The sequence below is a fragment of the Caulobacter sp. BK020 genome, from assembly GCF_004342605.1.
GTDB lineage: Bacteria > Pseudomonadota > Alphaproteobacteria > Caulobacterales > Caulobacteraceae > Caulobacter.
This window is the reverse complement of record NZ_SLZL01000006.1, coordinates 36,412-60,838: the sequence shown is the minus strand read 5'-3', so window position 1 is coordinate 60,838 and position 24,427 is coordinate 36,412. Positions and strand designations below refer to the sequence as shown.

The window sequence follows — 24,427 nt, the reverse complement described above, 5'->3', positions numbered from 1 at the left end:
AGGGGCGGCATGGCGCCGCCCTGGAACGCCGCGGTGATCGGGACCATTTTCCCCGGCATGGACCCTCGTCAAGCCAGCCTGTTCGAAGACCCGAAGCCGGGGCCGGCTGGCTTTGCCTACCGGTCCGGAGCGATCGACCCGGACGAAGAGGCGGCGCTGGCGAAGGTTCTGGCCGATCTCGATCTGCGGGCCTTCGAGATGCGGGGCTACGCCGCGCGCCGGCGGGTGGCGTATTTCGGCCGGCGCTATGACGAATCCGCCAAGGGCCTCAAGGATGGCCCGCCGATCCCCGACTTCCTGCAGGGCCTGCGTCACAAGGCGGCGGCGCTTGCCGGCCTGAGGCCGGAGGCCCTGGTTCACGCCCTGGTCAACGAATATCCGCCCGGCGCGCCGATCGGCTGGCATCGCGATCGGCCGGCGTTTGGCCAAGTGATCGGCTTTTCGCTGCTGTCGCCGTGCGTCCTGCGTTTCCGCCGGCCCCGCGAGGACGACTGGGAGCGGCGATCCCTAACCCTGGAGCCGCGCTCGGCCTATGGGTTGGCTGGCGAAGCCCGGTCGGTCTGGGAGCACAGCATCCCGCCAGTCGAGGCGTTGCGTTATTCGGTGACGTTTCGGACGCTTGCCTAGAACTCTTCCCATTCCGTGGCGATGGCGGCGCTCGCTCCCGAACGCATCTGAGGGACAGGCCTGGCCGACGAAGGGCGCGTCTCGGCCGCGCGGGGGCGGGCGGACGCCGCGAAGGACGGGCAGCGGGCGCTGTCGCCCGTCTCGAAGCGCGCCACCAGCCCGGCCAAGCCGGCGGATTCGGAACGCATGTTGGCGGCCGCCGCGGTAGCTTGCTCGACCATGGCGGCGTTCTGCTGGGTGACCTGGTCCATCTGGTTGACGGCGGCGTTGACCTGGTTGAGGCCCGTGGCCTGCTCCTGCGAGGACTGGGCGATCTCCGAGATCAGTGTGTCGATCTCGGCCACCTTGCCGACGATGCCGCTCAAGGCCTGGCCGGTGTCGCCGACCAGCTGCACCCCGCGCGCCACTTGAGAGGTGCTGTTAGCGATCAGGGTCTTGATTTCCTTGGCGGCGTCGGCCGACCGCTGGGCCAGGGCCCGGACTTCCTGGGCGACGACCGCGAAGCCGCGCCCCGCGTCGCCCGCCCGTGCGGCCTCCACGCCGGCGTTCAAAGCCAGCAGGTTGGTCTGGAAGGCGATTTCGTCGATGACGCCGATGATCTGGGTGATCTGGCCCGAACTCTGCTCGATCTCGCCCATGGCGGCCACCGCGTCACGGACGACCTCGCCGGACCGCGCGGCCTGCTGTCGGGCGCCGGAAGCTGCGGCGAAGGCCTCCTTAGCGCCGGCGGCGCTGCGACGCACCGTGGCGGTGATCTCGTCCAGGGCGGCGGCGGTCTCTTCGAGCGAGGCCGCCTGCTGCTCGGTGCGGCGCGACAGGTCGTCCGAGGTCGAAGCGATCTCGTCGGCGCTGACCCGCAGCCCTTCGGTGGAGTCGATGATCTGGGTCATCGCCGAGCGCAGGCTGTCGACGGCGGCGTTGAAGTCTTCCTTGATCGGCAGGAAGCGGCCCTCGAAGGTCTCGGTGATCCGGGCGGTGAGATCTCCGGCGGCCAGGCGTTTGAGATAGGCGGCCAGCGAGCAGACGACGGCGCTTTGTTCGGCCTCCGCCTTGCGCCGCTGTTCGTTCTCCAGCCGTTCTTGCTCGACCTTGGTGATGTCGACCGCGAACTTGATGACCTTGCAGGGCTTGCCGGCGACGTCGAAGATGGGGTTGTAGTTGCCCTGGATCCAGACGTCCTTGCCGCCCTTGCCCACGCGCTGGAACTTGTCGGAGATGAACTCGCCGCGACCCAGATTGGCCCAGAAGGCCTTGTACTCGGCGCTTTGTCCATATGCGGGACTCACGAACATCTCGTGGCGGCGCCCGACGATCTCGCTCAGCGAATAGCCGACCGTATCGAGGAAATTCTTGTTGGCGGTGATGATCGTGCCGTCCAGCTGGAACTCGATCATCGCCTGGGAACGGCCGATGGCCGCGACGGTCGCCTCGAGATCCGCCAGACGTTGAGCGGCCTTCGGATCGGTGTGTCTGGACGAAAAAAGCGCCATCGATGAAGTCCCCCGCGCGGGCTGGCGCTCCGCGCTCCACCGCGCGTCAAACGTGCGTCGGCGGCGTTGACGAGGGGTTAATGGCCTACCGGCGCTCGCCCGCCGCGACTGCGTCAGTTTGGCGCAACGGACATCCGTCCGCCTGCATCAGCCAATGCTGGCCGATTCCTGGCCGCGCTCCTTGAACCGTACGACGCCCTTGGGCGGCTCGCGATCGGGACGCGACAGGTCGATGATCAACGGCACGATGGTCTCGGGCGCGGGCACGGTCTGGGGATCCTCGCCGGGAAAGGCGCCCGCCCGCATGCGGGTGCGCATGGCGCCGGGATCGACGCAGACGGCGCGCACCGTGGTGTTTTCCATCTCGTCGTCATAGCAGCCGACGACGGCCTCCAGCCCAGCCTTCGACGCCGCATAGCCGCCCCAGAAGGCGCGGTGGGTCCTGGCCAGGCTGCTGGTCAGGAAGATGGCCCGGCCGGCCTCGGCGCGGCGCAGCAGCGGGTCCATGGCGCGGATCAGCCGCCAGTTGGCCGTCAGGTTCGTGGCCATGATCATGTCCCAGCCCTTGGGATCCAGGTGGCCCACCGGCGTCAGGGCGCCCAACACGCCGGCGGCGCCGACCAGGATGTCCAGCTTGCCGTAGCGCTCGTAGAGGGCCGCGCCCAGCTGGTCCAGGCCGTCGGCCTCGCGCAGGTCGAGGGGAACCAGGGTGGCGTGTTCCGCGGTGGCGGCGAAGATCGTGTCGTCCAGCGCTTCGAGCGCGCCTTGGGTGCGCCCCACCGCCACGACATGGGCGCCGGCCTGGGCCAGGCCCAGAGCGATGGCCTCGCCGATCCCGCGGGTGGCGCCGGTGACGAGGGCGATGCGGCCGGCCAGCGGCTTTTCGGAGTCGGAAGTCATGGGCGGGTTCTAGGGGTTAAGCAGAGCGATTGAAACCGCCGATCAGGCCTCGTCCGCCGGGCGTGCGCCATAGCGTTGCGCCAACACCGAACAGGCCATCAGCTGGATCTGGTGGAACAGCATCAGCGGCAACACCAGAATGCCCGCCGTCGGGCCGGGGAACAGGATGCCGGCCATCGGCACGCCGCTGGCCAGGCTCTTCTTCGAGCCGCAGAACACGATGGCCACCTCGTCGGGCTTGGAGAAACCCAGCGCCCGCGAGCCGAGCATGGTCGCGGCCATGATGACCGCCAGCAGGGCCATGCAGACGACGAGCAGCAGCAGCAACTCGGAAATCGACACCTTGCGCCAGATGCCGTCGATCACCGCGGCGCTGAAGGCCGCATAGACCACCAGCAGGATGGAGCCGCGATCGACCCGGCCGACCAGAGCCTTGTGCCGGTCTATCCACGGTCCGACCCAGGGACGGACAAGCTGGCCGACCACGAACGGCAACAGCAGCTGGATGATGATCGGCTTGATCGACGCCCAGGCCCCGCCGGTCTCGCCATGGGCGTGCATCAGCAGCCCGACCAGCACCGGCGTCAGGAAGATGCCCAGCAGGTTCGAGGCCGAGGCCGCGCAGACGGCGGCGGCGATATTCCCTCGGCCGATCGAGGTGAAGGCGATCGACGACTGCACGGTCGAGGGCAGGCAGCACAGGAACAGCACGCCGGCTGAAAGGGTGGGCGACAGCAGGCCGGACCGGCTGATCGCCAGGCCCAGGGCCGGAAACAGCACGAAGGTGAAGGCCAGGATCGTCAGGTGCAGGCGCCAATGGGTCAGGCCCGCGACCACGGCTTCGCGCGACAGCTTGGCGCCGTGCAGGAAGAACAGCAGGGCGATGGCGATCTTGACCACCCAGCCGACGACGGCCGCGGCCTCGCCATGCACCGGCAGCACCGAGGCCAGCACGACCATGCCGAACAGGGCCAGGATGTAGCCGTCGATCTTCAGCTTGGCCAGAAGGAGGGAAACGGGATTGGCCACAAGCGTCTTTCAATACGTCATCCCCCGACCTGTCGGGGAGTGACGAGGGTTGAGAGTGAAGCGAAACGGAAGACTAGGCGCTGACCAGCAGCGAAAGCTGCTTCTCGGCCTGGTCGTTGCGGCCCTCGGCGATCTCGCGATCGGTCAGGCGGGTGGGATAGTCGCCGGTGAAGTAGTGGTCGGTGAACTGCGGACGCGCCGGGTCGCGAGGACCGGCTTCCAGCGCCTGATAGAGGCCATCGACCGACAGGAAGCCGAGCGAGTCCACTTCCAGGAACTTGGCCATCTCTTCCAGCGACTTGGTGGCGGCCAGCAGCTGCTCGCGCTCGGGCATGTCGATGCCGTAGAAATCGGGCCACTTGATCGGCGGGCTGGCCGAGCGGAGGTGGACTTCCCGGGCGCCGGCCTCGCGGACCATGCGGACGATCTTCAGCGAGGTGGTGCCGCGCACGATCGAGTCGTCGATCAGGACCACGCGCTTGCCTTCCAGCACGGCGCGGTTGGGGCTGTGCTTCATGCGCACGCCCAGTTCGCGCACGCCCTGGGTCGGCTGGATGAAGGTGCGGCCCACATAGTGGTTACGGATGATGCCCAGGTCGAAGGGCAGGCCGCTGGCCTGGGCGTAGCCGATGGCGGCTGGCACGCCGCTGTCGGGCACCGGCACCACGACGTCGGCCTCCACGCCGGTCTCCTGGGCCAGGCGCTGGCCCATGCGCTTGCGCACGTCATAGACCGAGCGGCCGTTCACGACGCTGTCGGGGCGAGCGAAATAGACGTATTCGAACACGCAGGGGCGGGCCGCGACGTTCTGGAAGGGCCGAAGCGACTTCACGCCGGTCTCGGAGATCACCACCATCTCGCCGTGCTCGACGTCGCGCACGAAGCGGGCGCCGATCATGTCCAACGCGCAGGTTTCCGAGGCCAGGACGGGTTTGCCGTCCAGGTCGCCCAGCACCAGCGGGCGGATGCCCAGCGGATCGCGCAGGCCGATCATCTTCTTGTTGGTGATGGCCACGATCGCGTAGCCGCCCTCGATCTGGCCGACGGCGTCGATGAAGCGGTCGACGATCCGGGCTTTCCGCGAGCGGGCGATCAGGTGAAGGATCACTTCGCTGTCGCTGGTGGACTGGAAGATCGCGCCTTCCTGCACGAGGCGCTCGCGCAGGGTCAGGAAGTTGGTCAGGTTGCCGTTGTGGGCGATGGCCACGCCGCCGGTTTCGAGGTCGGCGAACATCGGCTGGACGTTTCGGATGCCGCTGCCGCCGGCCGTGGAATAACGGGTGTGACCGATGGCCATGCCCCCGGGCAGGCGCTGGACCAGGTCATTGCCGGTGAAGGCGTCGCCCACATGGCCCATATGACGTTCGGTGTGGAAGCGCTGGCCGTCGAAGGCGGCGATGCCGCAGGCCTCCTGGCCGCGATGCTGCAGGGCATGCAGGCCTAGCGCCGTCACCGCGGCGGCGTCGCGAACGCCGTAGACGCCGAAGACACCACATTCGAGCCGCAAGGTGTCGTCCTGCGGATCGCGCCAGGGCGCGGACGAGAAGCGGTCGGTCGACTGGCCGAAGGACGTCATCGAGATTTCTCCACCAGATCGTCGACGGAACGACGCTGGTCCTTATCATACCCTGCTTCGCCGGCCTTGCGGTCGGACGGTTTGTCGCTGGTCCCGTCGTGGACGGCGTCCTCGATGGCGGGGGCCAGCTTGCCGGCCAGGCCGGCGCCCTTGGGGGCGAACACTTTCAGCACGCGGCCGGCGGCGTTCGACAGAGGATACAGCGCCGACTTGGACATCCAGCTGGGGACGCGGTCAGGCGGGGTGGCCATATGGAACACCAGGCTGAACACCCCAAGCACCACCAGCCCACGCAGCAGGCCGAACGCCAGGCCCATCAGCCGATCCAGCGTGCCGAGCGCGCCGTCGGCGTGAAGGGTCTTTGTGATCTGGGCGCCGATCAGGCGCAGCAGCACGAAGATGATCACGAACGTGACCAGGATGGCGGCCGCCGTGGCCGCCCAATCCGGGTCCATCAGGCCGCGAAACAGCGGGCCGGTGACCCGCAGCGCCAGCAGCGAGAGCAGGGCGGCGACGATAAACGACAGGGCCGAGGTCAGCTCGCGCGAAGCGCCCCGGGCGAAACCGACCAGGGCCGAGACCAGCAGGATCAGGCCGAAGATGATGTCGAACGGAGTCACGTCAGCTGGCCCCAGATCTCGTCGCCGATGCGGCGCACCGCGTCGGTTAGGCGCGCGACGCCCGCCATGGGCAGGGCTCCGCCGCCTTCGGGCAGGCCCGACAGCGGTCCCAGAGCTCGACCAAAGCCGAGTTTCGCGGCCTCTTTCAAACGTGTCTCCATACGGCTCACAGGCCGCACTTCACCGGACAGGCTGACTTCGCCGAACACGACGCAGTCCTGCGGCAGGGCGATGTCGAGAGCCGAGGAGGCCAGGGCCGCCGCCGCCGCCAAGTCCGCCGCCGGCTCGGTGATCCGCAGGCCGCCAGCGACGTTCAGATAGACGTCCTTGTTGCCAAAACCAAGGCCGCAACGCGATTCAAGCACAGCCAAGACCATGGCCAGGCGTCCGGAATCCCATCCGACCACGGCGCGCCGAGGCGTTCCGTACGCGGACGGCGCGACCAGGGCCTGGAATTCAACCAGGACGGGTCTCGAGCCCTCGATGCCCGCGAACACCGCCGCGCCGGCCGCCCGCTCGCCGCCCTCGTTGAGGAACAGGGCCGAGGGGTTCTTCACCTCGCGGAGGCCCGCATCGCCCATCTCGAACACGCCGATCTCGTCGGTGGCTCCGAACCGGTTCTTGGCCCCGCGCAGGACCCGGAACGGATAGCCCCGCTCGCCCTCGAAGCTGAGCACCGCATCGACCAAATGCTCGACCACGCGCGGGCCGGCGATCTGGCCGTCCTTGGTGACGTGGCCGACCATCAGGATCGCCACGCCCTGCTTCTTGGCCAGACGCACCAGCTCGCTGGCGCAGGCCCGGACCTGGGTGACCGTGCCCGGCCCAGCCTCGTGGGCGTCGCTCCACAGGGTCTGGATCGAGTCGATGACCACCAGGTCGAACTTCTCGCGCTTGAGGCCGTCGAGGATGTCGCGCAGGCTGCTCTCGGCGGCCAGCTTCACCGGGGCCTGGGCGAAGCCCATGCGGTCGGCCCGGCCGCGGATCTGGGCCACGGCCTCTTCGCCGGAGATGTAGGCGCAGCTGACGCCGCTCAGCGACGCCTTGGCCATCACCTCCAGCAGCAGGGTGGACTTGCCCACGCCCGGGTCGCCGCCGATCAGGATGGCCGAGCCCGGCACCACGCCACCGCCGCACACCCGGTCGAACTCGTCGACGCCGGTGATGATGCGGGGCGGGGCGGGGGTGTCGCTTTCCAGGCCCGTGAACTGCAGGCCGCGCACGCGGGTGGCCTTGGTGCTCGACAGGGCCCCGGGCGCGCGGGTCCCGACCTCCTCGACCAGGCTGTTCCAGCTCTGACAAGCCGGGCACTGACCCGACCACTTGGTCGAGACCGCGCCGCAGGATTGGCAGGCGTAGACGGCGCCGTCGCGGGCCATGGGTGCTCCTGATTCGAAGATGACGGGAGACTACAGTCTGGCGGTCTCCTGCGCCAAAGACGGACGCATCCGCGGGACGCGGTTCGCCATTGTCACGGAACGATGTTCTCAACGCCCCATGGTGGTGGTTATACAGGAATCGCGTCGGGGGACGTTCAGGATTCGCGGAGGAGCGATCGTATGACTGTCATCGAACCCCGGGCGTCATCGTCCGACCTTGTCGGCCGGGTGAAGCGCCTGCTGCTGTCGCCCTCCGCCGAATGGGAGCGGATCGACGCCGAGCCGGCGACGATCAAGGGACTGTATGTCGGCTATGTCTGCATTCTGGCCGCGATCCCGCCGGTCGCCGGCCTGATCGGCGGACAGGTGTTCGGCTTCGGAGGCTTCGGCTTCCACATGAGGCCGCCGCTGGTCTCGTCCATCGTCAGCGCTGTGGTCGCCTATGGCCTGAGCCTGCTGTCGGTGTTCCTGGTGGCGCTGATCATTGATGCCCTGGCCCCCAGCTTTGATGGCCAGAAGGATCGGGTCCAGGCCTTCAAGGTCGCGGCCTACAGCTACACCGCCGCCTGGGTGTTCGGGATCCTGGGGATCTTTCCGCCGCTGGCGATGATCGCCGCCCTCGCCAGCCTCTACGGCTTCTACCTGCTCTATCTCGGCCTGCCCAAGCTGATGAAGGCGCCGCAGGAAAAGGCGCTGGGCTATACGGCCGTCACCATACTCTGCGCGATCGTGCTCTCGGTCGTTATTGGCGTGATCACCGGCGCCGTCGCCGGCGCGGCGATGTTCGGCGCCGGCATGGCCGGCCACGCCGCCAATACCGGAACCATGTCGGGCACGATGGAGGTCAACGGCGCCAAGGTCGATCTCGGCAAGCTGGAGGCGGCCGCGGCCAAGGTCAACGCCAGCAAGGACCTTCCGCCGGTGGCGCCCGACGCGCTGAAGGGACTGCTGCCGGGCTCGGTGGCGGGCTTCGAGCGGACCTCCGTCGAGACCCATTCGGCCGGCGCCGAGGGCATGGCGATGGTCGGCGCCACGGGCGACTACGGCAAGGACGGCTCGACCTTCCGCCTGGCCGTCACGGACCTGGGGCCCGCGGCCGGCATGGCCGCCATGGCCAGCGCCTTCAACGCCCAGACCTCCGAGGAGACCGCGTCCGGCTACAAGAAGACGGGCAAGGTCGACGGGCGGCTGACGACCGAGGAATGGGACCGCGACAGCAAGTACGGGACCTACAGCGTCCTGGTCGGCGACCGCTTCAGCGTCGAGGCCAACGGCAACGCCGACAGCATCGACGTCCTGAAGCGGGCCGTGGCGTCGGTGGACGTGGGCCGGCTGGAAGGGCTGGCGCGGTAGGTCAGCTGCCCTTGATCACGCGTCGCGCCCGAGGCGCGATGCGAGTCAGCAGTTCGTAGGCCGTCGTCCCGGCGGCGGCGGCGGCCTCGTCGACAGGCAGGTCGGGGCCGATGATCTGCATCATCGCGCCCGGGCGGGCGGCGTCGCAGTCGGTGATGTCGACGGCGATCAGGTCCATCGACACCCGGCCCAGCATCGGCCGCCGCTTGCCGTCGAACCACACCGCGCCGCGCGGATGGGCGGCGCGCGGCACCCCGTCGGCATAGCCGGCGGCCAGGATGGCCACGCGCGTGGTGTCCTGGGCGGTGAAGGCCGCGCCGTAGCCGATGCTTTCGCCGCGCGGCACGACCCGGGCCTGCAGGATCGGCGCTTCCAGGGTGGCCACGGCCTTGATCCGGTCGTCGGGAACGTCGCGCGGGCCGCCGCCATAGAGGCTGATCCCGGGACGGCACTGGTCGAAGCAGAAGTCGTCGCTCAGAAAGATCCCGCCCGAATTGGCTAGGCTGCGGCGGGCGTTCGGGAAAAAGGCCGCGGCTTCGACGAAGCGCTCTCGCTGACGGGCGTTCAGCGGATGGTCCGGCTCGCCGGCGCAGGCCAGGTGGCTGATCACCAGCGTGATGTTCAGGAACTTCAGCCGGTCCATGGCCCCGGTCAGCACGACGGCTTCCTCGGGACGCAGGCCCAGGCGGTTCATGCCGGTGTCGATGTGTAGGGCGGCGTCTAGCACCCGTCCGCGCGCATGACTGTTCCAGGCCTCGATCTGCGGCAGGCTGTTGAGCACCGGCGTCAGGCCGGCGGCCTCGATGGTCGGCGCCGAGCCCGGCGTGACGCCGTCCAGCAGATAGATCGTCGCCGTCCGATCGCCGAGCGACCGGCGCAAGGCCACGCCCTCCGACAGGCGGGCGACATAGAAGCTCCGCGCGCCCTCGTCCCACAACCGTCCGGCCACCAGGGCCGCGCCCAGGCCATAGCCGTCGGCCTTCACGGCGGGTGCGATCTCGGCCCCGCCCGCGGCGGCCTTGAGCACGGCGTGGTTGGACGCCAGGGCGTCGAGGTCGAGGGTGAGGCGGCTGGTTTCGGTCACGGGGCAGGGCGTAGCCGAGCCGGGCGGCCAACGCCAGTGCGGATACGGAGGAGATTCAGTGTCGGCCCAGGGACTGGTTCACCAGCGCCTCGACGCCGCTGGCGACGATCTGGACGCCACATCAGCAGGAACGCGCCGACCATCGTCGACGCGGGCGGGGGCTGAAGTCCATCGGCGGCCTTGAATCGAAATGGATGTTGAGGCGGCCGGCTATCGTCCGCCCCTTCAAACGGCGCTCGGACTATTCGTCCGAGCCGCTGCGCATCTGGTGGAAGTAGTGGTCGCGGGCCAGGTTGCCGAAGCGGGTGGTGTCGCTGTTGAACGACAGGCGCACGGTGCCGATCGGACCGTGACGCTGCTTGGCGATGATCACCTCGGCCAGGCCCTGCAGGCGGTCCATGTCCTCCTGCCATTGCAGGTGTTCGGGCGTGCCCTCGCGCGGCTCGGCGCGGCCGACATAGTAGCTTTCGCGATACACGAACCACACCATGTCGGCGTCCTGCTCGATCGAGCCGGATTCGCGAAGGTCGGACAGCTGCGGCCGCTTGTCTTCACGCTGTTCGACCTGGCGCGACAGCTGCGACAGGGCGATGACCGGGCAAGCCAGCTCCTTGGCCAGGGCCTTCAGGCCCATGGTGATTTGCGAGACCTCCTGCACGCGGCTGGCGTTGGACGACAGGTCCGAGCCGGTGACAAGCTGCAGGTAGTCGACGACGATCAGGTCCAGGCCCACCTGGCGCTTCAGGCGCCGCGCCCGGGCCGTCAGCTTGGCGATCGAAATGCCGCCAGTGGCGTCGATATAGAGCGGGGCTTCCTGCAGCTCGATGGCCGCGTCGCGCACCCGCCCGAATTCGGACGCGTCGATCTCGCCCTTGCGGAGCTTGTCGCCCGAGACGCCCGAGGCGTCGGCCAGCATACGCAGGGCCAACTGCTCGGCGCTCATTTCCAGTGAATAGAAGGCTACGACGCCGCCGCTGACGGTCTTCTTGGTGCCGTCCGGCTGGGGCTCCCAGGCGTACTTCTTGGCGATGTTGAACGCGATGTTGGTGGCCAGGGCGGTCTTGCCCATCGACGGGCGGCCGGCCAGCACGATCAGGTCGGACGGGTGCAGGCCGCCGATCTTGGTGTCGAGATCGATCAGGTCGGTCGAGATGCCCGACATGCCGCCGTCGCGGCTGTAGGCCTCGGCGGTCATCTCCACGGCGCCGCGCAGGGCTTCGCCGAAGCTGACGAAGCCGGAGCTCGCCGTGCCGCTTTCGGCCAGGGTGTAGAGCTGCTGTTCGGCCGCCTCGATCTGGTCGCGGGCCGGCAGCTTGACGTCGTCCTTGCCGCCGCCGTGAGCCGTGGTGGCGATCTCGCCGCCGATGCGGATCAGGTCGCGGCGCAGGGCCAGGTCGAACACCGCGCGGGCGTAGTCGCCGACATTAGCGGCGGGCGGGGCGCGGTCGACCAGATCGGCTAGGTAGCGCAGGCCGCCCAGCTCCTCGAACGCTGGGTCATGCTTGAACTCGTCGGCCAGCAGGATCGGCTCGGCCAGCTGGCCCTTGCGGATATGGGTCTCGATCGAGCCGAACAGCCGCTGGTGGAAGGGCTCGTAGAAGTGGCGGCCCTGCAGGCTGTCGGTCAGGCGTTCGTAGGCGGCGTTGTCGTACAGCAGCACGCCCAGCAGCGCCTGTTCGGCTTCCAGGTTGTGGGGGGCGACGGCGACGACGATGTCGCCCATCGGCTGAGGTGGGCGGAGGTCTAGAGCAGGGACGAGAGACATCGCCACAGGTTAACGCCAAGCGGGGTTTTTCGCGCGGACGCAGCGGGGCGTCGGCGAAGATGAACGGGGATATTCTGTGTATGTTCTGAGGGCGCGCTCCGTCAGATCCGGACGCATGAAAATGGCGCGGGAATCGCTCCCGCGCCGCTTCAATTCAATCCTGGGCGCTCTACCAGTTGTAGCTGACGCGGGCGTAGAGGAACCGGCCATTGAAGCCGAACGGCGAGTAGCTGGGGAAGCCGATCGAGCCGCTGGGGCTGTTGATCAGGGCCGGGGTTTCGCGCGGATACTGGTCGAACAGGTTGTTGACGCCCAGGGCCAAGCCCGCCGGGCCAAGCTTGTAGCGGCCTTCCAGGTCGACGATCGTGCGATGGCCGGTCTCGTAGTCCAGCGTCGGGTTGTTGTTGGGCACCAGGACGCTGTCGTAATAGGTGGCCTTGGCCGTGACGCCGAAGTCGCCCAGGCTCCAGTCGGTGTTGAAGACGAACTTCTGGTTGGGCGTGCCTTCCTCGTAGGTCAGGACGTTGCCGCGGTCGAATAGGAACGGCGGCTGGCTGACATTGGTGATGGTCGGCAGGCTCGGGGTCTTCTGCACCTCGGTGCCGTTGAAGTTGGCGGCCAGGGTGAAGTCGTAGCGACCGGCCGTCTCCGTCTCCAGCTTGTAACGGCCGACGATGTCGACGCCGCGGGTGCGGGTCTCGACGCCGTTGAGGAAGAAGCGCGCGGCGCTGACGCCGTAGCTGGACAACAGGTTGGTGATCACCGCCGCCGTCGCCGCCGGTGTGGACGGATTGGGCAGGTTCTCCGACAGCACGATGCGATCGTCGATGTCGATCTGGTAGGCGTCGATGGTCAGTTCGAACGGACCGGTGTGGAAGACGATGCCGGCCGAATAGTTCATCGACTCCTCGGCCTTAAGGGGCTTGGCGCCCAGGGCCACGGCGATCGGGCTGTCAACCGTGAAGGTGCCCGATTCCACCAGGATCGACCCGGTCGGCGTCGCGACGTTGTTGGTGGCGGTGTAGCTGAAGTACTGTTGCTGCAGGGCAGGGGCCTTGACGCCGCTGGAGATCGCCGCGCGCACGGCCAGGGCGTCGTCGACGTCGAAACGGGCGGCCAGCTTGCCGGTGACCTTCGAGCCGAAGTCCGAATAGTCCTCGTAGCGGGCGGCGGCGTCGAACGACAGGCGCTGTGTCAGCTTGCCTTCCAGGTCGACATAGGCGCTGACGTTGTGGCGGGTTTTGTCGACCTCGTTGGAGGGGCGGAAGCCACCGAAGCCTTGCGAGACGGGCGCGCCGGCCAGCGGCCCCTTGCTGTAGGAGGCCGGCTCGCCCTGGTGGACCGAGAAGCCTTCCTCGCGATATTCCAGGCCGAAACCCAGGTTGGTTGGCTCGACCAGGCCCAGGTCGAAGCCCTTGCTCATGTTCAGATTGACCAGGAACTGGTCGTAGTCCAACCCGCCGGCCTTGAAGGTGCGGGGCGAGGCCGCGCCATAGGTCGAGTTGATGGTGTTCTTGATCGTGTATTCCAGCTTGTTCTTGCCGTAGCTGACGCCCAGGTCGGTGGCGAAACCGCCCAGCTCGCCCTTGATCCCGCCGGCGATGTTGTAGTCATCGATCTCGGTGGCGATGATCGGCAGGAAGCCGCCCGGATAGACTGCCGGAACATTGTTGGCGTTGTTGTAGGTCCGCGCCGTCGCCGCGGCCTCGGTGTCGCGATGCTGGTAGCCGCCGTAGCCGTACAAGGACCAGGTCTCGTTCACCGGCAGGCCGGCGTTCAGGTAGACCGCGCTGCTCTCCAGCTTGGGATCGCCGTAGCGCCCCAGCACGACCGGGCGGGCGTAGGCGGGGGCCGAGGCCAGGTTGACGTAGTCCGATCGGTTGGTGGGGTGGCGGTTCACATATTCGCCCATGACCGTCAGGAAGCCGTCCTTGCCGAGAGGCAGTCCCTGCCACAGGGAGAGCGACTGGGTCAGGCCGTCGTGGGCCTTGCGGCTGCCGCGGGCGGTGTCGACGTCGGTGTCGTAGATCCCGTAGTTGTAGGTCGCGCCGCCGCCGGTGCGGGCTTCGCGCAGGCGCAGGTTGATGACCCCGGCGATGGCGTCGGCGCCGTACTGGGCAGAGGCGCCGTCGCGCAGCACTTCCACCCGTTCGACGGCGACCGTGGGGATCGAGTTGAGGTCGAACGCGGTCGAGCCGCGGCCGATCGAGCCGTTGATGTTGACCAGCGCGCCGACGTGGCCGCGCATGCCGTTGATCAGGACCAGGGTCTGGTCGGGAGCCAGGCCCCGCAGGGTGGCCGGGCGCACGTGGTCGGTGCCGTCGGTGATGGCCGGCCGCGGGAAGTCGATGGCCGGGGTCAGGTTCGACAGGGCCTGGGCCAGTTCCGCTCCGCTGCCTTGGCGGGCCAGGGCCTGGCCGCCGATCACATCGACCGGGGCGATGGTGTCCAGCCGCGTGCGGCCCGGCGTGCGGGTGCCGGTGACGACCAGTTCCTCGACCTCGGTGGGCGCGGCGGCGGGCTCCTGAGCCTGGGCGGCCGCGAAGGCCGGAAGGTGCAGGAGCGCTCCGGCCGAGACGGCGGCCAGCAGAAGGTGGCGATTGGGCATGTGGTCTATTCCCCTACGTTTTGCGTGCAGCATTTTCGCTTTCCACGCGAGTCACCCCTGCAGGAAAGCGCGCATTCGCACTGGTCGTAAACGAGTAATTTTCTGGGAACGGCCAAAGAAAAACGGCGCGGATCGCTCCGCGCCGTTTCCGATAGTTCAGGCTATTGAAGCGCTTAGGCTTCGTAGTGGTCGCCTTCGAACGAGCCGGCGCCGCCTTCGGCCATGTCTTGGGCGGCTTCGGCGTCAGCGGCGCGGTCTTCTTCGAACTGAGCGGCGATGACGTTCTCGCCCCGCGCTTGGCGGTCCGCTTCGTCCTGGCTGCGCGCGATGTTGAGCGTGACCGTGACGGTCACTTCCGCGTGCAGCTTCACCTTCACTTCGTGGACGCCCAGCGTCTTGATCGGCTTGTCGAGGACGATCATCGAGCGATCGACCTTGCCGCCTTCGGCCTTGATGGCGTCGGCGACGTCGCGGCCCGCGACCGAACCGTACAGCTGGCCGCTTTCGCCAGCCTGACGGATCATCACGTACTGCTTGCCGTCGAGGCCGTCGCCGACCTTGCCCGCGTTTTCGCGGTTCTTGACGTTGCGGGCTTCGATCTCGGCGCGCTGAAGCTCAAAGGTCTTCAGATTGGCCGAATTGGCGCGCAGGGCCTTGGAGCGCGGCAGCAGGAAGTTACGGGCGAAGCCGTCCTTCACCGTGACCACGTCGCCGAGGACGCCGGTGCCTTCGACGCGTTCGAGCAGAATGACTTTCATCGTGGTGTCTCCCTTACTTCACGACGTAGGGGAGCAGAGCCAGGAAGCGGGCGCGCTTGATGGCCTTGGCCAGTTCGCGTTGCTTCTTGGCCGACACCGCGGTGATGCGCGACGGCACGATCTTGCCGCGTTCGGAGACGTAGCGCTGCAGCAGCTTCACGTCCTTGTAGTCGATCTTCGGCGCGTTGGCGCCCGAGAACGGGCAGACCTTGCGGCGACGGAAGAACGGGCGGCGGGCGCCGCCGCCAGCGGCGGGCGCGCCGGCTTCGGGAGCAGTGGTATCGGTCATGATCTCTCTTCTCCCTTACGCTTGCGGCGCGAAGTCGTCGCGCGGGCGCTCGGTGCGCTCGCCACGTTCGCGGTCGCGACGGGCCAGAACCGGCGACAGTTCCAGGTCCAGCTCTTCGACGCGGATGGTCATGAAGCGCAGCACGTCTTCATTGATCAGCAGCTGACGTTCCATCTCCTTCACGGCCGCGGCCGGAGCGTCGATGGCGAGCAGGGAGTAGTGGCCCTTGCGGTTCTTCTTGATGCGGTAGGTGAGGTTGCGCAGGCCCCAGTATTCGATCTTGGCGATGTGACCGCCATTTTCTTCCAGGAGAGCCTTGAGTTGCTCGTTCAGAGCTTCGGCCTGTTGCGGCGAGATGTCCTGCCGCGCGATGACCACGTGTTCGTAGAACGCCATGTTTTCCTTCTTCCGGCTTGGAGGGCGGCGCAGGCGACGGCGGAAGTCCGTCGACCACGATGGATCCTGCATGCCGAGCGGGAAATCCCGCCCCATAGGGCTGCGTGCAAGACCGCCATCCGTGAGAGGGCGCGCTAATACAGGAAAGGGCGCCTCAGCACAAGTCGCGGCGCGGGCTTGCGTCTCCAGGTGGTTCCAGGCGAGGTTGAGGCTTGACTGTCAGGGGCTCGCCATCATGAAACGTCTCGCCATCCTCGTCGTCGCCGCAGCCTTGTGCCTGACGGGCGGCGCGGCTCAAGCCCGGCAGGCCTCGCCGCCGGCGGCCGCCTCCAAGGCCACGCCCGAGACCCGGGCCTTGGCGGCGCGCTATTTCGACGCGATCCACTACGACAAGTTGCTGGGCCAGATGATGGATCAGATGGTCCCGATGATGATCACCTCCATGCGCCAGCAGGCGCCGTCGGTGACCGAGGACCAGAGCCGGGTGATCGGCGAGACCGTGGTCGAGACCACGCGCGAGATGACCGGCAAGATGAAGGGGCCGATGATCGACGCCATGGCCGAGGTCTTCACCGAGCAGGAGCTGCGCGACCTGGTGGCCTTCTACGAAGGGCCAACGGGCCAGGCCCTGATCGCCAAGACGCCCGAGCTCACCCAGAGGATGATGGGGCAGATGCCAGGCATGATGGCCGAGATGCAGGTCAAGATGCGGGAGAGGCTGTGCGCCAAGATCGATTGCGGGAAAGCCGCCGCGCCGGGCGCCAAGCCGTCGAAACCCTGATCCCGCCCGGAAAACAGGCGAACGAACAACTGTCATACAAAATTGACGGCGCGAGGCTTCAGCCCATCGCCGCCCTGTGCTATCGGGCGATCATGGGGTGCAGGACGACCTTCCTGATCGCGACCTTGCTGACCGCCGCCGCCGCGCCGGCGACGGCGGGCGACATCGTGCGCAAGCCGGACTTGGCGGTCTGGGGCGCCGACGGCCATTTCCAGGGCTATTCGGCCGCCCAGACCTTGGACCTGTCGACCGACGCCGAGAAGGCGACCTTCACCGCCAAGGTGGCCGGCGGCCTCAACGACCCGACCTACAACTTCGACCTCAACCTGAACCAGAAGCCCGGTGAACACGTCGCGGCCAATCGGACGGTCGGGGTGGGCGCCTCCTGGAACACGCGCGAGGCGGCGATCCGCTCGTCCATGGCCCGGTCGTTCGGCTTCGGCCTGCTGCCCAAGGCTAACTATGTGCGGCTGTCGATGGACATGAACGCCACCCAGCCGGTCTATCTGCGCGGTCGAACGCCCGAGACCCGCGCCAATGTGCGGTCCGAACTGACCCTGGACGGACGCCCGGTCGCTTCGATCGCGGTGGGCGGCGGCACGACGGGTCAGGAGGGCGTCGATTTCAGCCTGACCCGGCCGTTCGACATCCCCGCCGAGTTCACCGTCAGCCTGCGGGCCGCCGACGAGCGGGTCCAGGACGGCCGGCTGATGGTCAAGCTGGTCCGCACCACCTGGTAGGCATCAGGTGGCGTCGGCCACCGTCTCCGCTCGCCCGGGTCAGCGCACGGCCTGGGCGAACCGCTCCAGATAGAGCGGGTTCTCGGTGCCCATCATCCGGTCCCACCAAGTAAAATAGAGCCCGTAATTCCAGCCCGCCTGAGCGTGGTGCAGGTCGTGATGGGTCACGGTCGTCAGCCAGGGCAGCAGCGGACGGCCGTCACGGGTGGCCGGAAACAGCTCGTAGCCGCTGTGTCCCAGCGTGTTGCGGACGACCTGGTGCAGCATGAACAGCCCCGCGACGGGCCACTGGGTGGGTACGATCAACATCCATAGAGGCACGAACAGCGCGTTGATCGCCGCCTCGCCCAGGTCGAAGCTGTAGGCGGTGAACGGCGAGGGGCTGTTGGACCGGTGATGGCGGCGATGAAAGGTCCGAAACAGCCGCCGGTCGTGGATCAGCCGGTGCGTCCAGTAGAACCAAGCGTCGTGGGCGACGATCATCAGCATCAGGCTGGTCCAGAACCAGACCGGACCCAGGTCGCGGGCGATATAGGGACCGGGCATCAGGCCGGCGTGGAACAGGCCGAAGCTCAGCAGGCCGATGGTCGAGAAGATCATGATCGAGCGGATCGAGCAGGCGAATTCGGTCAGCAGCTGGCGCGGGGGCGGACGGACCTCGCGGATCTTGCGGCCGGCCAGGGGGACCGCCAGCACGACCCACAGCGCCAGCCACACGCCGACGGCGAAGATCACGTAACGGCTGATGTCAGTGAAGGTGGCGCGCAGCCAGTTGTCGGCGAAGGGAAGAAGAAACGACATCGGTTGTCCTCGGGTGAAGCGATATCCAGAGGAGAATTTGGTCGCCGCCGCCCGTCGCGCCGATCGCGAAATCAGGCGGTCTTGTCGGCTTTCGGCGAAGGATCGCCGGTTTCGACCAGCCTCAGCCGCATAGGGGCGGGGGTGTTGGCGGTCCGCCATTCGGTCGGGGTAACGCCGGTGGCGGCCCGGAAGGCGCGGTTGAACGGACCCAGCGAGGCGAAGCCCAGGTCGTAGGCGATGGTCGAGATCGACTTCAGCGCCAAGTCCGGAGCGGCCAGGGCGATCTTGGCCGCCGCGATGCGCCGGCCGTTGACGTAGTCGGCGAAGTTGCGATGGCCCAGCACGCCGTTGATCAACCGGCGCAAACGGCGCTCGGGCGCGCCGACCAGGGCCGCCAGGGCGCTGATCGACAGGTCCTCGCCGCGCCAGACCTCGTCCTCGTCCATGGCTGCGGCCAGCCGGGCCAGCACCAGGCGGTCGGCGGGAGCGAGATCCAGGACGGCAGGCGGCGAGGGCGGCGCGGCCTCGTTGGCGGCGGGAAGCACGACCAGCAGCGGTTCGGCGCGCAGCAGGGCCGCCGAGGCGGCCGCGGCCAGTACGGCCAGGGCCAGGGCCTGGAGCAGGCCCGAGCCGGGCGGTCCCGGAAGGCCGCCGATCCAGGCCATGTCCCGGACGCTGAGCAGCAGAATGTAGCCGGCGGCGGCGATCATCACGGGACCGCGCAGCCGGCGGCGCTGGACGACGAGGTCGCCGCGCCAGCCGCGCCAGATCACCAGCAGGGCGTGCAGCACCACCCCGACCGAGGCGAGGTTGAAGGCCAGCCAGAACGGCTTGCAGAGCGCCGGCGGCATGGCGTGGGCCAGGACCCACAACGCCACCAGTCCCACGGCGGGCCACAGGCGGTGGGGCGAAAAGCGCCGCTCGTCGGCGAACAGCGCATAGGCCAGGGCCCAGAACAAACCGGTCGTCGCCACCGACAGGGCGCAAACGAGCGGCGGCGCCACGATGGCGCCGTTCGGCCGATAGCCCTCGATCACATGGGCGATGGCGCAGGCGAAGAACAGGCCGCCGACCCAGCGAGCCGGCGTCGTGCGCCGGTCCAGGACCAGGGTCAGCCCGGTAACGGCGAAGCCGCCGATCGCGGTTCCGCGCGCCAGGGTCTCAAGAAGGATCGCATCGACCATGGCCGTGATCCTAGAGGCGACGCGCGGGCGCCGCTGCGGTCGGTCCGCGCCGATTTCGCAAGAGGCTGGCCGAAACCGGACCTATTTCTTCTTTCCGGCCTTATAGGCCTTCACCGCGTCCATGGTCTGGGTGACGTGGCCCTGGAAGTTGAGGTCGCTATAGGCCAGCAGGATCTTGCCGCCCGGTGCGATCACGTAGGAGGTGCGGTTGGACAGGTTGTCCTTCATTGGCAGCACCACGTCGTACGTCTTGATCAAGTCGGCGTTGGCGGCGGCTACCGCGAACTTGTCGCGGCAGTGTTCCTTGGAGAAGTCCTTGATGCGGTCGACATTGCCGCCCGTGACGCCGATCACCGTCGCGCCCAGCTTCTCGAACTGCGGGGTGGCTTCGGCGAATTCGTGGGCCTCGGCCGTGCAGCCCGAGGTGTAGGCGGCCGGGAAGAAGTACAGCACCACCGGCCCCTTCTTCAGCGCCTTGGACAGGGTGAAGCTGAAGTCCTTGCCGGCCAGGGCGGCGGGAGCGGTGAAGTCAGGCGCCTTGTCGCCGACCTTGAGGGCGGCCAGGGCGGGAGAAGAGGCCACGAGGGCGGCGCAGAGAGCAAGACTGGTGAGCAAGCGTTGCATACGTGGACTCCAGGGGAGGTCGAGGGGCGCAGCCAACTGCGTCATGATTTCAATAACGCCATTCTTCCGGCTTCCAAACGTCAACCTGGGTCCTTAAGTCGGAAGGCGGCAACAGGGAGGCGATCATGGCGCTCGGCGAGACGGAAATCCCAACCCTGGCGACCTGGGCGGGCGGGCCCGAAGCCTTCCGGGCCCTGTTCGACGCGTTCTACGCCGCCGTGCCCAGCCATCCGGTGCTGGCGCCGGTGTTCGCTGGCATGAACCCGCGTCACGCGGAGCACGTCGCCGCTTTCGTCACGGAGGTGTTTGGCGGCCCCAAGGCCTACAGCGAGGCTGGCGGCGGCCACGCCTCGATGATCGGCCACCACCTGAGCCGTCACCTGACCGAAGCGCAGCGCCGCGCCTGGGTGTCGCTGATGCTGGACACCGCCGACGCGGTCGGTCTTCCGGCGGATCCGGAGTTTCGCGCCGCGTTCGTCGGCTATCTGGAATGGGGTACGCGACTGGCGGTGATCAATTCGGCGCCTGGGGTCGAGGCGCCCCAGGACGATCCGCCGATGCCAGTCTGGGGCTGGGGGCCGCCGGGTGGTCCGTGGCTGGGCTGACTTGCCGCACCGCGTTCGATGGCCTAACCCTCCGCCCCTGAATCTTTAGAAAGAGGCGCGGGCTTCCATGAGCATCGCTTTCATTTTCCCGGGGCAGGGCAGCCAGACGGTCGGCATGGGCGCCGACCTCGCCCAGGCCTTCGCCGCCGCCCGCGAGGTCTTCCAGGAGGTCGACGACGCCCTGGGCCAGAAGCTGTTCAAGCTAATGAGCGAAGGTCCCGAGGGCGACCTGACCCTGACCGAGAACGCCCAGCCGGCCCTGATGGCGGTCAGCCTGGCCGTGACCCGGGTCCTGGACAAGGAGTTCGGCGTCGGGATCGACAAGGCGGCCTTCGTGGCCGGCCACAGCCTGGGCGAATACAGCGCCCTGGCCGCCGCCGGCGCGATCACCCTGGCCGACACCGCCCGCCTGCTGAAGCTGCGTGGCCAGGCCATGCAGCGCGCCGTGCCGGTGGGCGAGGGGGCGATGGCCTCGCTGATCGGCCCCAAGACCGACCTGACCCTGGCCGAAGCGGCCGCGGCCGCCGGTTCGGAGGTCGGGGTCTGCGTCGTGGCCAACGACAACAACAACGGCAACGTGGTGATCTCCGGCGCCAAGGCGGCCGTCGACAAGGCCATCGAGAAAGCCAAGGAATTGGGTGCGCGCGCGATTCCGCTGAACGTCTCGGCGCCGTTCCACTGCCCGCTGATGCAGCCGGCCGCCGACGAAATGGCCCAGGCCCTGGCGCAGACCACGATCGTCGCCCCGCGCGCCCCGCTCGTGGCCAACATCACCGCCGCCCCGGTCCACGACCCCGATATCATCCGCACGCTGCTGGTCGAGCAGGTCACTGGCCGCGTCCGCTGGCGCGAAAGCATGACCTGGCTGGCCGGCGAGGGCGGCGTCACCCGCTTCGCCGAGGCCGGCGCGGGCAAGGTGCTGTCGGGCATGGCCAAGCGGATCGCTCCGGACTCCGAGGCCGTTCCCCTGAACAGCCCCGCCGACCTCGAAGCCTTCGCCAAGTCGCTTTAGCGTAAACGCCGTGGTGGCGTCCTTAGTCCTTCGACAAGCTCAGGATGAGGATGACTGACCCGGCGGTTCATTTGAAACCCTGAGCCAATCGAAGGACGAGGTTTCACCCACTATCCTCCGAACGGAGAAACCAAATGTTCGATCTCACTGGCAAGACCGCCCTCGTCACCGGCGCCACGGGCGGCATCGGCGGGGCCATCGCCAAGGCCCTGCACGACCAGGGCGCCCATGTCGTGCTCTCGGGCACCCGCGAATCGGCCCTGGCCGAACTGGCCGCCCAGTTCGGTGAGCGCGTGTCGTTCGTCGCCGCGAATCTGTCGGACGCCGCCGCCGTCGACGGCCTGGTCGCCAAGGCCGAGGAGGCCGCGGGCGCGCCGCTGGATATCGTGATCGCCAACGCCGGCATCACCCGCGACGGCCTGATCGTCCGCATGAAGGACGAGGACTGGGACACCGTGATCAAGGTGAACCTCGAGGGCTATTTCCGTCTGGCCCGGGCCGCCGCCAAGGGCATGATGAAGCGCCGTTCGGGCCGGATCATCGGCATCACCTCGATCGTCGGTGTCACGGGCAATCCGGGCCAGACCAACTACGCCGCCTCCAAGGCTGGCATGATCGGCTTCTCCAAGGCCCTGGCCCAGGAGCTGGCCAGCCGCAACGTCACCGTCAATTGCATCGCGCCCGGCTTCATCGCCAGCCCGATGACCGACGCCCTGAACGAGCAGCAGCGGGCCGGAATCCTGTCGACCATTCCCGCCGGCCGGCTGGGCGAGGGGAGCGATATCGCCGCGGCGTGCGTTTACCTGGCCAGTGATCAGGGCGGCTACGTCACGGGTCAGACCTTGCACGTCAACGGCGGCATGGCCATGATCTGACGGGCTGTCTTTTCCTGGGCTTGCCGGCTTTCTGCTTGGAAAGACGAAAGCCCACATTTCTGACCGGACGTGCCGCTAGTCACTCGAAAAAGAACGTGATAGGCGGTGGCCCGACAATTCCCGTGGGTGGTGAAGGGTTCGCCCCCGTCTCCTGCGGAACTGCAAAGATTCAAAACGAGGGACTAACAGAATGTCCGACATTCTCGAGCGCGTGCGTAAGATCGTCATCGAGCACCTGGACGCCGATCCGGAAAAGGTCACCGAAAAGGCCAGCTTCATCGACGACCTGGGCGCCGACAGCCTCGACAACGTCGAGCTGGTCATGGCGTTCGAAGAAGAATTCGACATCGAAATTCCGGATGACGCCGCCGAGCACATCCAGACCGTCGGTGACGCCGTGAAGTTCATCACGGAAAAGACCGGCGCCTAAGGCGTCGGGTTCGCGCCATTTTCGCGAACAGGACTATCAGCCGCCGCGTCGCACGGGCTCTTGCCATCGTGCGCGCGGCGGTTTTCGTATGTGGCCGAGATTCGAGGTCGGGGGGCTGTCCGAGTCGTCAGCATCCCCATATGACCGCGATGCGAAGGTTGGGAGTGATCCATGCGTAGAGTCGTCATTACCGGGCTTGGCCTCCTGACCCCGCTGGGGCAGGGCGTCGATGTCACCTGGAAGAACATCCTGGCCGGCAAGTCCGGCGCGAACCGCATCTCGGCCTTCGACCCGACGGAATACGCCTGCCAAGTGGCCTGCGAAGTGCCGCGCGTCGACGGGCGCGGCGGCGGCGGCCCCGACGTCGAGGGCGCGTTCAATCCCGACCTGACCATGAGCCCGCGCGACCAGAAGCGCGTCGACGACTTCATCCTGTACGGTATCGCCGCCGCGGACGAAGCTGTGAAGGATTCCGGCTGGGTCCCGGAGACCGAGGAAGACAAGTACCGGACCGGGGTGATCCTGGGTTCCGGCATAGGCGGCCTGTCGACGATCGCCGACACCGCCCTGGAGCTGGAAGCCAAGGGGCCGCGCCGGGTCAGCCCGTTCTTCATCTCCTCGGCCCTGATCAACCTGATCTCGGGCCAGGTCTCGATCCGCTACGGCTTCAAGGGGCCCAACCACGCCGTGGTCACCGCCTGCGCCACCGGCGCCCACGCCATCGGCGACGCCACCCGGCTAATCAAGTACGGCGACGCCGACGTGATGATCGCCGGCGGGGCCGAGGCCGCGGTCTGCAAGGTCGGCATGGCCGGCTTCATCGCCTGCCGCGCGGTGTCCACCGACTGGAACGAGACGCCGGAAAAGGCCTCGCGCCCCTATGACAAGGACCGTGACGGCTTCGTGATGGGCGAAGGCGCGGGGGTCGTCGTCCTGGAAGAGTACGAGCACGCCAAGGCGCGCGGCGCCAAGATCTATGCCGAGGTGATCGGCTACGGCCTGTCGGGCGACGCCTATCACATCACCGCCCCGTCGGAAGACGGCGATGGCGGCTTCCGGGCCCTGTCGGCGGCAGTCAAGGACGCGGGCATTTCCCCGTCGGACATCAACTACGTCAACGCCCACGGCACCTCGACCATGGCCGACGGCATCGAAGCCGGGGCCGTCGAGCGCTTCCTGGGCGATCACGCCAAGAACGTGGTGATGTCGTCGACCAAGTCGATGACCGGGCACCTGCTGGGTGCGGCCGGCGCGATCGAGGCGATCTTCTCGGTCCTGGCCATTCGCGACCAGATCGCCCCGCCGACCATCAACCTTGACAATCCGGACGTGAACGTCGCCATGAACCTGGCGCCGAACAAGGCCGTGCCGCACAAGATCGACGTGGCGGTGTCCAACAGCTTCGGCTTCGGCGGCACCAACGCCTCGGTCGTGTTCCGCAAAGTCTCGTGAGCCGCAAGCCCCCGCAGCAACGCCGGACGCCTCGTCCGGCTTCGAAGAC

General features: G+C 67.8%; 24 protein-coding genes. 9 read left to right on the top strand and 15 right to left on the bottom strand.

What is annotated here, in order from left to right; translation table 11 throughout:
* Window positions 1-9 precede the first annotated feature (9 nt).
* Entirely contained in the window at window positions 10-627 is a 618-nt protein-coding gene (locus EV278_RS09095) for an alpha-ketoglutarate-dependent dioxygenase AlkB (protein ID WP_243692134.1), read from the top strand.
* On the opposite strand, the gene EV278_RS09090 is transcribed toward EV278_RS09095, so the two are convergent.
* The 6 genes from EV278_RS09090 to radA form a co-directional block, all read right to left on the bottom strand.
* Complete coding sequence (locus EV278_RS09090) at window positions 624-2,117, bottom strand: methyl-accepting chemotaxis protein (protein WP_132089695.1); 1,494 nt, start codon at window positions 2,115-2,117, stop codon at window positions 624-626. The two genes, EV278_RS09095 and EV278_RS09090, sit on opposite strands and share 4 nt — an antisense overlap.
* Window positions 2,118-2,264: 147 nt before the next feature.
* Window positions 2,265-3,017: an SDR family NAD(P)-dependent oxidoreductase gene (locus EV278_RS09085; protein ID WP_132089692.1), complete on the bottom strand. Its 753-nt coding sequence runs from the start codon at window positions 3,015-3,017 to the stop codon at window positions 2,265-2,267.
* Window positions 3,018-3,059: 42 nt separating this feature from the next.
* Window positions 3,060-4,046, bottom strand: a complete 987-nt coding sequence (locus tag EV278_RS09080; RefSeq protein WP_132089689.1) for a bile acid:sodium symporter family protein — start codon at window positions 4,044-4,046, stop codon at window positions 3,060-3,062.
* A gap of 73 nt (window positions 4,047-4,119) precedes the next feature.
* On the bottom strand, window positions 4,120-5,622 hold the full coding sequence (purF, locus tag EV278_RS09075) for an amidophosphoribosyltransferase (protein ID WP_132089686.1): 1,503 nt from the start codon (window positions 5,620-5,622) through the stop codon (window positions 4,120-4,122).
* Window positions 5,619-6,242: a CvpA family protein gene (locus EV278_RS09070; protein WP_132089683.1), complete on the bottom strand. Its 624-nt coding sequence runs from the start codon at window positions 6,240-6,242 to the stop codon at window positions 5,619-5,621. Before EV278_RS09070 ends, purF begins: the two co-directional genes overlap by 4 nt.
* Entirely contained in the window at window positions 6,239-7,621 is a 1,383-nt protein-coding gene (gene radA / locus EV278_RS09065; RefSeq protein WP_132089680.1) for a DNA repair protein RadA, read from the bottom strand. The genes EV278_RS09070 and radA overlap by 4 nt, the downstream gene beginning before the upstream one ends.
* Window positions 7,622-7,801: 180 nt before the next feature.
* On the opposite strand from radA, the gene EV278_RS09060 reads away from it, so the two are divergent.
* Window positions 7,802-8,974 (top strand): Yip1 family protein, encoded by a 1,173-nt coding sequence (locus EV278_RS09060; RefSeq protein ID WP_132089677.1) that lies wholly within the window; start codon window positions 7,802-7,804, stop codon window positions 8,972-8,974.
* 1 nt (window position 8,975) lies between these two features.
* On the opposite strand, the gene alr is transcribed toward EV278_RS09060, so the two are convergent.
* The 6 genes from alr to rpsF form a co-directional block, all read right to left on the bottom strand.
* A complete protein-coding gene (gene alr / locus EV278_RS09055; protein ID WP_132089674.1) occupies window positions 8,976-10,058 on the bottom strand; it encodes an alanine racemase in 1,083 nt (360 codons plus the stop codon).
* 241 nt (window positions 10,059-10,299) lie between these two features.
* A complete protein-coding gene (locus tag EV278_RS09050; protein WP_132089671.1) occupies window positions 10,300-11,829 on the bottom strand; it encodes a replicative DNA helicase in 1,530 nt (509 codons plus the stop codon).
* A gap of 163 nt (window positions 11,830-11,992) precedes the next feature.
* Complete coding sequence (locus EV278_RS09045; RefSeq protein ID WP_132089667.1) at window positions 11,993-14,431, bottom strand: TonB-dependent receptor; 2,439 nt, start codon at window positions 14,429-14,431, stop codon at window positions 11,993-11,995.
* 173 nt (window positions 14,432-14,604) lie between these two features.
* Window positions 14,605-15,189, bottom strand: a complete 585-nt coding sequence (gene rplI / locus EV278_RS09040; RefSeq protein WP_132089664.1) for a 50S ribosomal protein L9 — start codon at window positions 15,187-15,189, stop codon at window positions 14,605-14,607.
* Window positions 15,190-15,202: 13 nt separating this feature from the next.
* Window positions 15,203-15,478, bottom strand: a complete 276-nt coding sequence (gene rpsR, locus EV278_RS09035) for a 30S ribosomal protein S18 (protein WP_029914647.1) — start codon at window positions 15,476-15,478, stop codon at window positions 15,203-15,205.
* A 15-nt stretch (window positions 15,479-15,493) separates the two neighbouring features.
* The gene (gene rpsF / locus EV278_RS09030) at window positions 15,494-15,874 is read right to left on the bottom strand and encodes a 30S ribosomal protein S6 (protein ID WP_035077030.1); all 381 of its coding nucleotides are present in this window, start codon (window positions 15,872-15,874) and stop codon (window positions 15,494-15,496) included.
* Between the two features lie 235 nt (window positions 15,875-16,109).
* Between rpsF and EV278_RS09025 the strand changes: the two genes are divergently transcribed.
* A complete protein-coding gene (locus EV278_RS09025) occupies window positions 16,110-16,655 on the top strand; it encodes a DUF2059 domain-containing protein (RefSeq protein ID WP_165916576.1) in 546 nt (181 codons plus the stop codon).
* A 92-nt stretch (window positions 16,656-16,747) separates the two neighbouring features.
* Window positions 16,748-17,395, top strand: a complete 648-nt coding sequence (locus EV278_RS09020; protein WP_132089658.1) for a hypothetical protein — start codon at window positions 16,748-16,750, stop codon at window positions 17,393-17,395.
* Window positions 17,396-17,434: 39 nt separating this feature from the next.
* On the opposite strand, the gene EV278_RS09015 is transcribed toward EV278_RS09020, so the two are convergent.
* The 3 genes from EV278_RS09015 to EV278_RS09005 form a co-directional block, all read right to left on the bottom strand.
* The gene (locus EV278_RS09015) at window positions 17,435-18,196 is read right to left on the bottom strand and encodes a sterol desaturase family protein (protein WP_132089655.1); all 762 of its coding nucleotides are present in this window, start codon (window positions 18,194-18,196) and stop codon (window positions 17,435-17,437) included.
* 71 nt (window positions 18,197-18,267) lie between these two features.
* Entirely contained in the window at window positions 18,268-19,380 is a 1,113-nt protein-coding gene (locus EV278_RS09010) for an AraC family transcriptional regulator (protein ID WP_132089653.1), read from the bottom strand.
* Between the two features lie 81 nt (window positions 19,381-19,461).
* The gene (locus EV278_RS09005) at window positions 19,462-20,004 is read right to left on the bottom strand and encodes a peroxiredoxin (protein WP_132089651.1); all 543 of its coding nucleotides are present in this window, start codon (window positions 20,002-20,004) and stop codon (window positions 19,462-19,464) included.
* Window positions 20,005-20,129: 125 nt separating this feature from the next.
* On the opposite strand from EV278_RS09005, the gene EV278_RS09000 reads away from it, so the two are divergent.
* The 5 genes from EV278_RS09000 to fabF all read left to right on the top strand — a co-directional run bounded on the left by EV278_RS09000 (window position 20,130) and on the right by fabF (window position 24,378).
* Window positions 20,130-20,609, top strand: a complete 480-nt coding sequence (locus EV278_RS09000; RefSeq protein WP_132089648.1) for a group II truncated hemoglobin — start codon at window positions 20,130-20,132, stop codon at window positions 20,607-20,609.
* Window positions 20,610-20,676: 67 nt separating this feature from the next.
* The gene (gene fabD, locus EV278_RS08995) at window positions 20,677-21,621 is read left to right on the top strand and encodes an ACP S-malonyltransferase (RefSeq protein ID WP_132089645.1); all 945 of its coding nucleotides are present in this window, start codon (window positions 20,677-20,679) and stop codon (window positions 21,619-21,621) included.
* Between the two features lie 134 nt (window positions 21,622-21,755).
* Entirely contained in the window at window positions 21,756-22,496 is a 741-nt protein-coding gene (gene fabG, locus EV278_RS08990; RefSeq protein WP_132089642.1) for a 3-oxoacyl-[acyl-carrier-protein] reductase, read from the top strand.
* 190 nt (window positions 22,497-22,686) lie between these two features.
* Window positions 22,687-22,926 (top strand): acyl carrier protein, encoded by a 240-nt coding sequence (locus EV278_RS08985; RefSeq protein WP_007672577.1) that lies wholly within the window; start codon window positions 22,687-22,689, stop codon window positions 22,924-22,926.
* A gap of 171 nt (window positions 22,927-23,097) precedes the next feature.
* Entirely contained in the window at window positions 23,098-24,378 is a 1,281-nt protein-coding gene (gene fabF, locus EV278_RS08980; RefSeq protein ID WP_132089639.1) for a beta-ketoacyl-ACP synthase II, read from the top strand.
* Window positions 24,379-24,427: the final 49 nt, after the last annotated feature.

Excerpts from the sequence above, each read along its gene's own strand:
- EV278_RS09010 (WP_132089653.1), bottom strand. The coding sequence starts at position 19,380 with ATGGTCGATGCGATCCTTCTTGAGACCCTGGCGCGCGGAACCGCGATC.
- rplI (WP_132089664.1), bottom strand. The coding sequence starts at position 15,189 with ATGAAAGTCATTCTGCTCGAACGCGTCGAAGGCACCGGCGTCCTCGGC.
- EV278_RS09020 (WP_132089658.1), top strand. The coding sequence starts at position 16,748 with ATGGGGTGCAGGACGACCTTCCTGATCGCGACCTTGCTGACCGCCGCC.
- purF (WP_132089686.1), bottom strand. The coding sequence starts at position 5,622 with ATGACGTCCTTCGGCCAGTCGACCGACCGCTTCTCGTCCGCGCCCTGG.
- fabF (WP_132089639.1), top strand. The coding sequence starts at position 23,098 with ATGCGTAGAGTCGTCATTACCGGGCTTGGCCTCCTGACCCCGCTGGGG.
- radA (WP_132089680.1), bottom strand. The coding sequence starts at position 7,621 with ATGGCCCGCGACGGCGCCGTCTACGCCTGCCAATCCTGCGGCGCGGTC.
- rpsF (WP_035077030.1), bottom strand. The coding sequence starts at position 15,874 with ATGGCGTTCTACGAACACGTGGTCATCGCGCGGCAGGACATCTCGCCG.
- fabG (WP_132089642.1), top strand. The coding sequence starts at position 21,756 with ATGTTCGATCTCACTGGCAAGACCGCCCTCGTCACCGGCGCCACGGGC.
- fabD (WP_132089645.1), top strand. The coding sequence starts at position 20,677 with ATGAGCATCGCTTTCATTTTCCCGGGGCAGGGCAGCCAGACGGTCGGC.
- EV278_RS09015 (WP_132089655.1), bottom strand. The coding sequence starts at position 18,196 with ATGTCGTTTCTTCTTCCCTTCGCCGACAACTGGCTGCGCGCCACCTTC.
- EV278_RS09005 (WP_132089651.1), bottom strand. The coding sequence starts at position 20,004 with ATGCAACGCTTGCTCACCAGTCTTGCTCTCTGCGCCGCCCTCGTGGCC.
- EV278_RS09095 (WP_243692134.1), top strand. The coding sequence starts at position 10 with ATGGCGCCGCCCTGGAACGCCGCGGTGATCGGGACCATTTTCCCCGGC.
- EV278_RS09045 (WP_132089667.1), bottom strand. The coding sequence starts at position 14,431 with ATGCCCAATCGCCACCTTCTGCTGGCCGCCGTCTCGGCCGGAGCGCTC.
- EV278_RS09025 (WP_165916576.1), top strand. The coding sequence starts at position 16,110 with ATGAAACGTCTCGCCATCCTCGTCGTCGCCGCAGCCTTGTGCCTGACG.
- EV278_RS09090 (WP_132089695.1), bottom strand. The coding sequence starts at position 2,117 with ATGGCGCTTTTTTCGTCCAGACACACCGATCCGAAGGCCGCTCAACGT.
- rpsR (WP_029914647.1), bottom strand. The coding sequence starts at position 15,478 with ATGACCGATACCACTGCTCCCGAAGCCGGCGCGCCCGCCGCTGGCGGC.
- EV278_RS08985 (WP_007672577.1), top strand. The coding sequence starts at position 22,687 with ATGTCCGACATTCTCGAGCGCGTGCGTAAGATCGTCATCGAGCACCTG.
- EV278_RS09000 (WP_132089648.1), top strand. The coding sequence starts at position 20,130 with ATGGCGCTCGGCGAGACGGAAATCCCAACCCTGGCGACCTGGGCGGGC.
- EV278_RS09060 (WP_132089677.1), top strand. The coding sequence starts at position 7,802 with ATGACTGTCATCGAACCCCGGGCGTCATCGTCCGACCTTGTCGGCCGG.
- EV278_RS09085 (WP_132089692.1), bottom strand. The coding sequence starts at position 3,017 with ATGACTTCCGACTCCGAAAAGCCGCTGGCCGGCCGCATCGCCCTCGTC.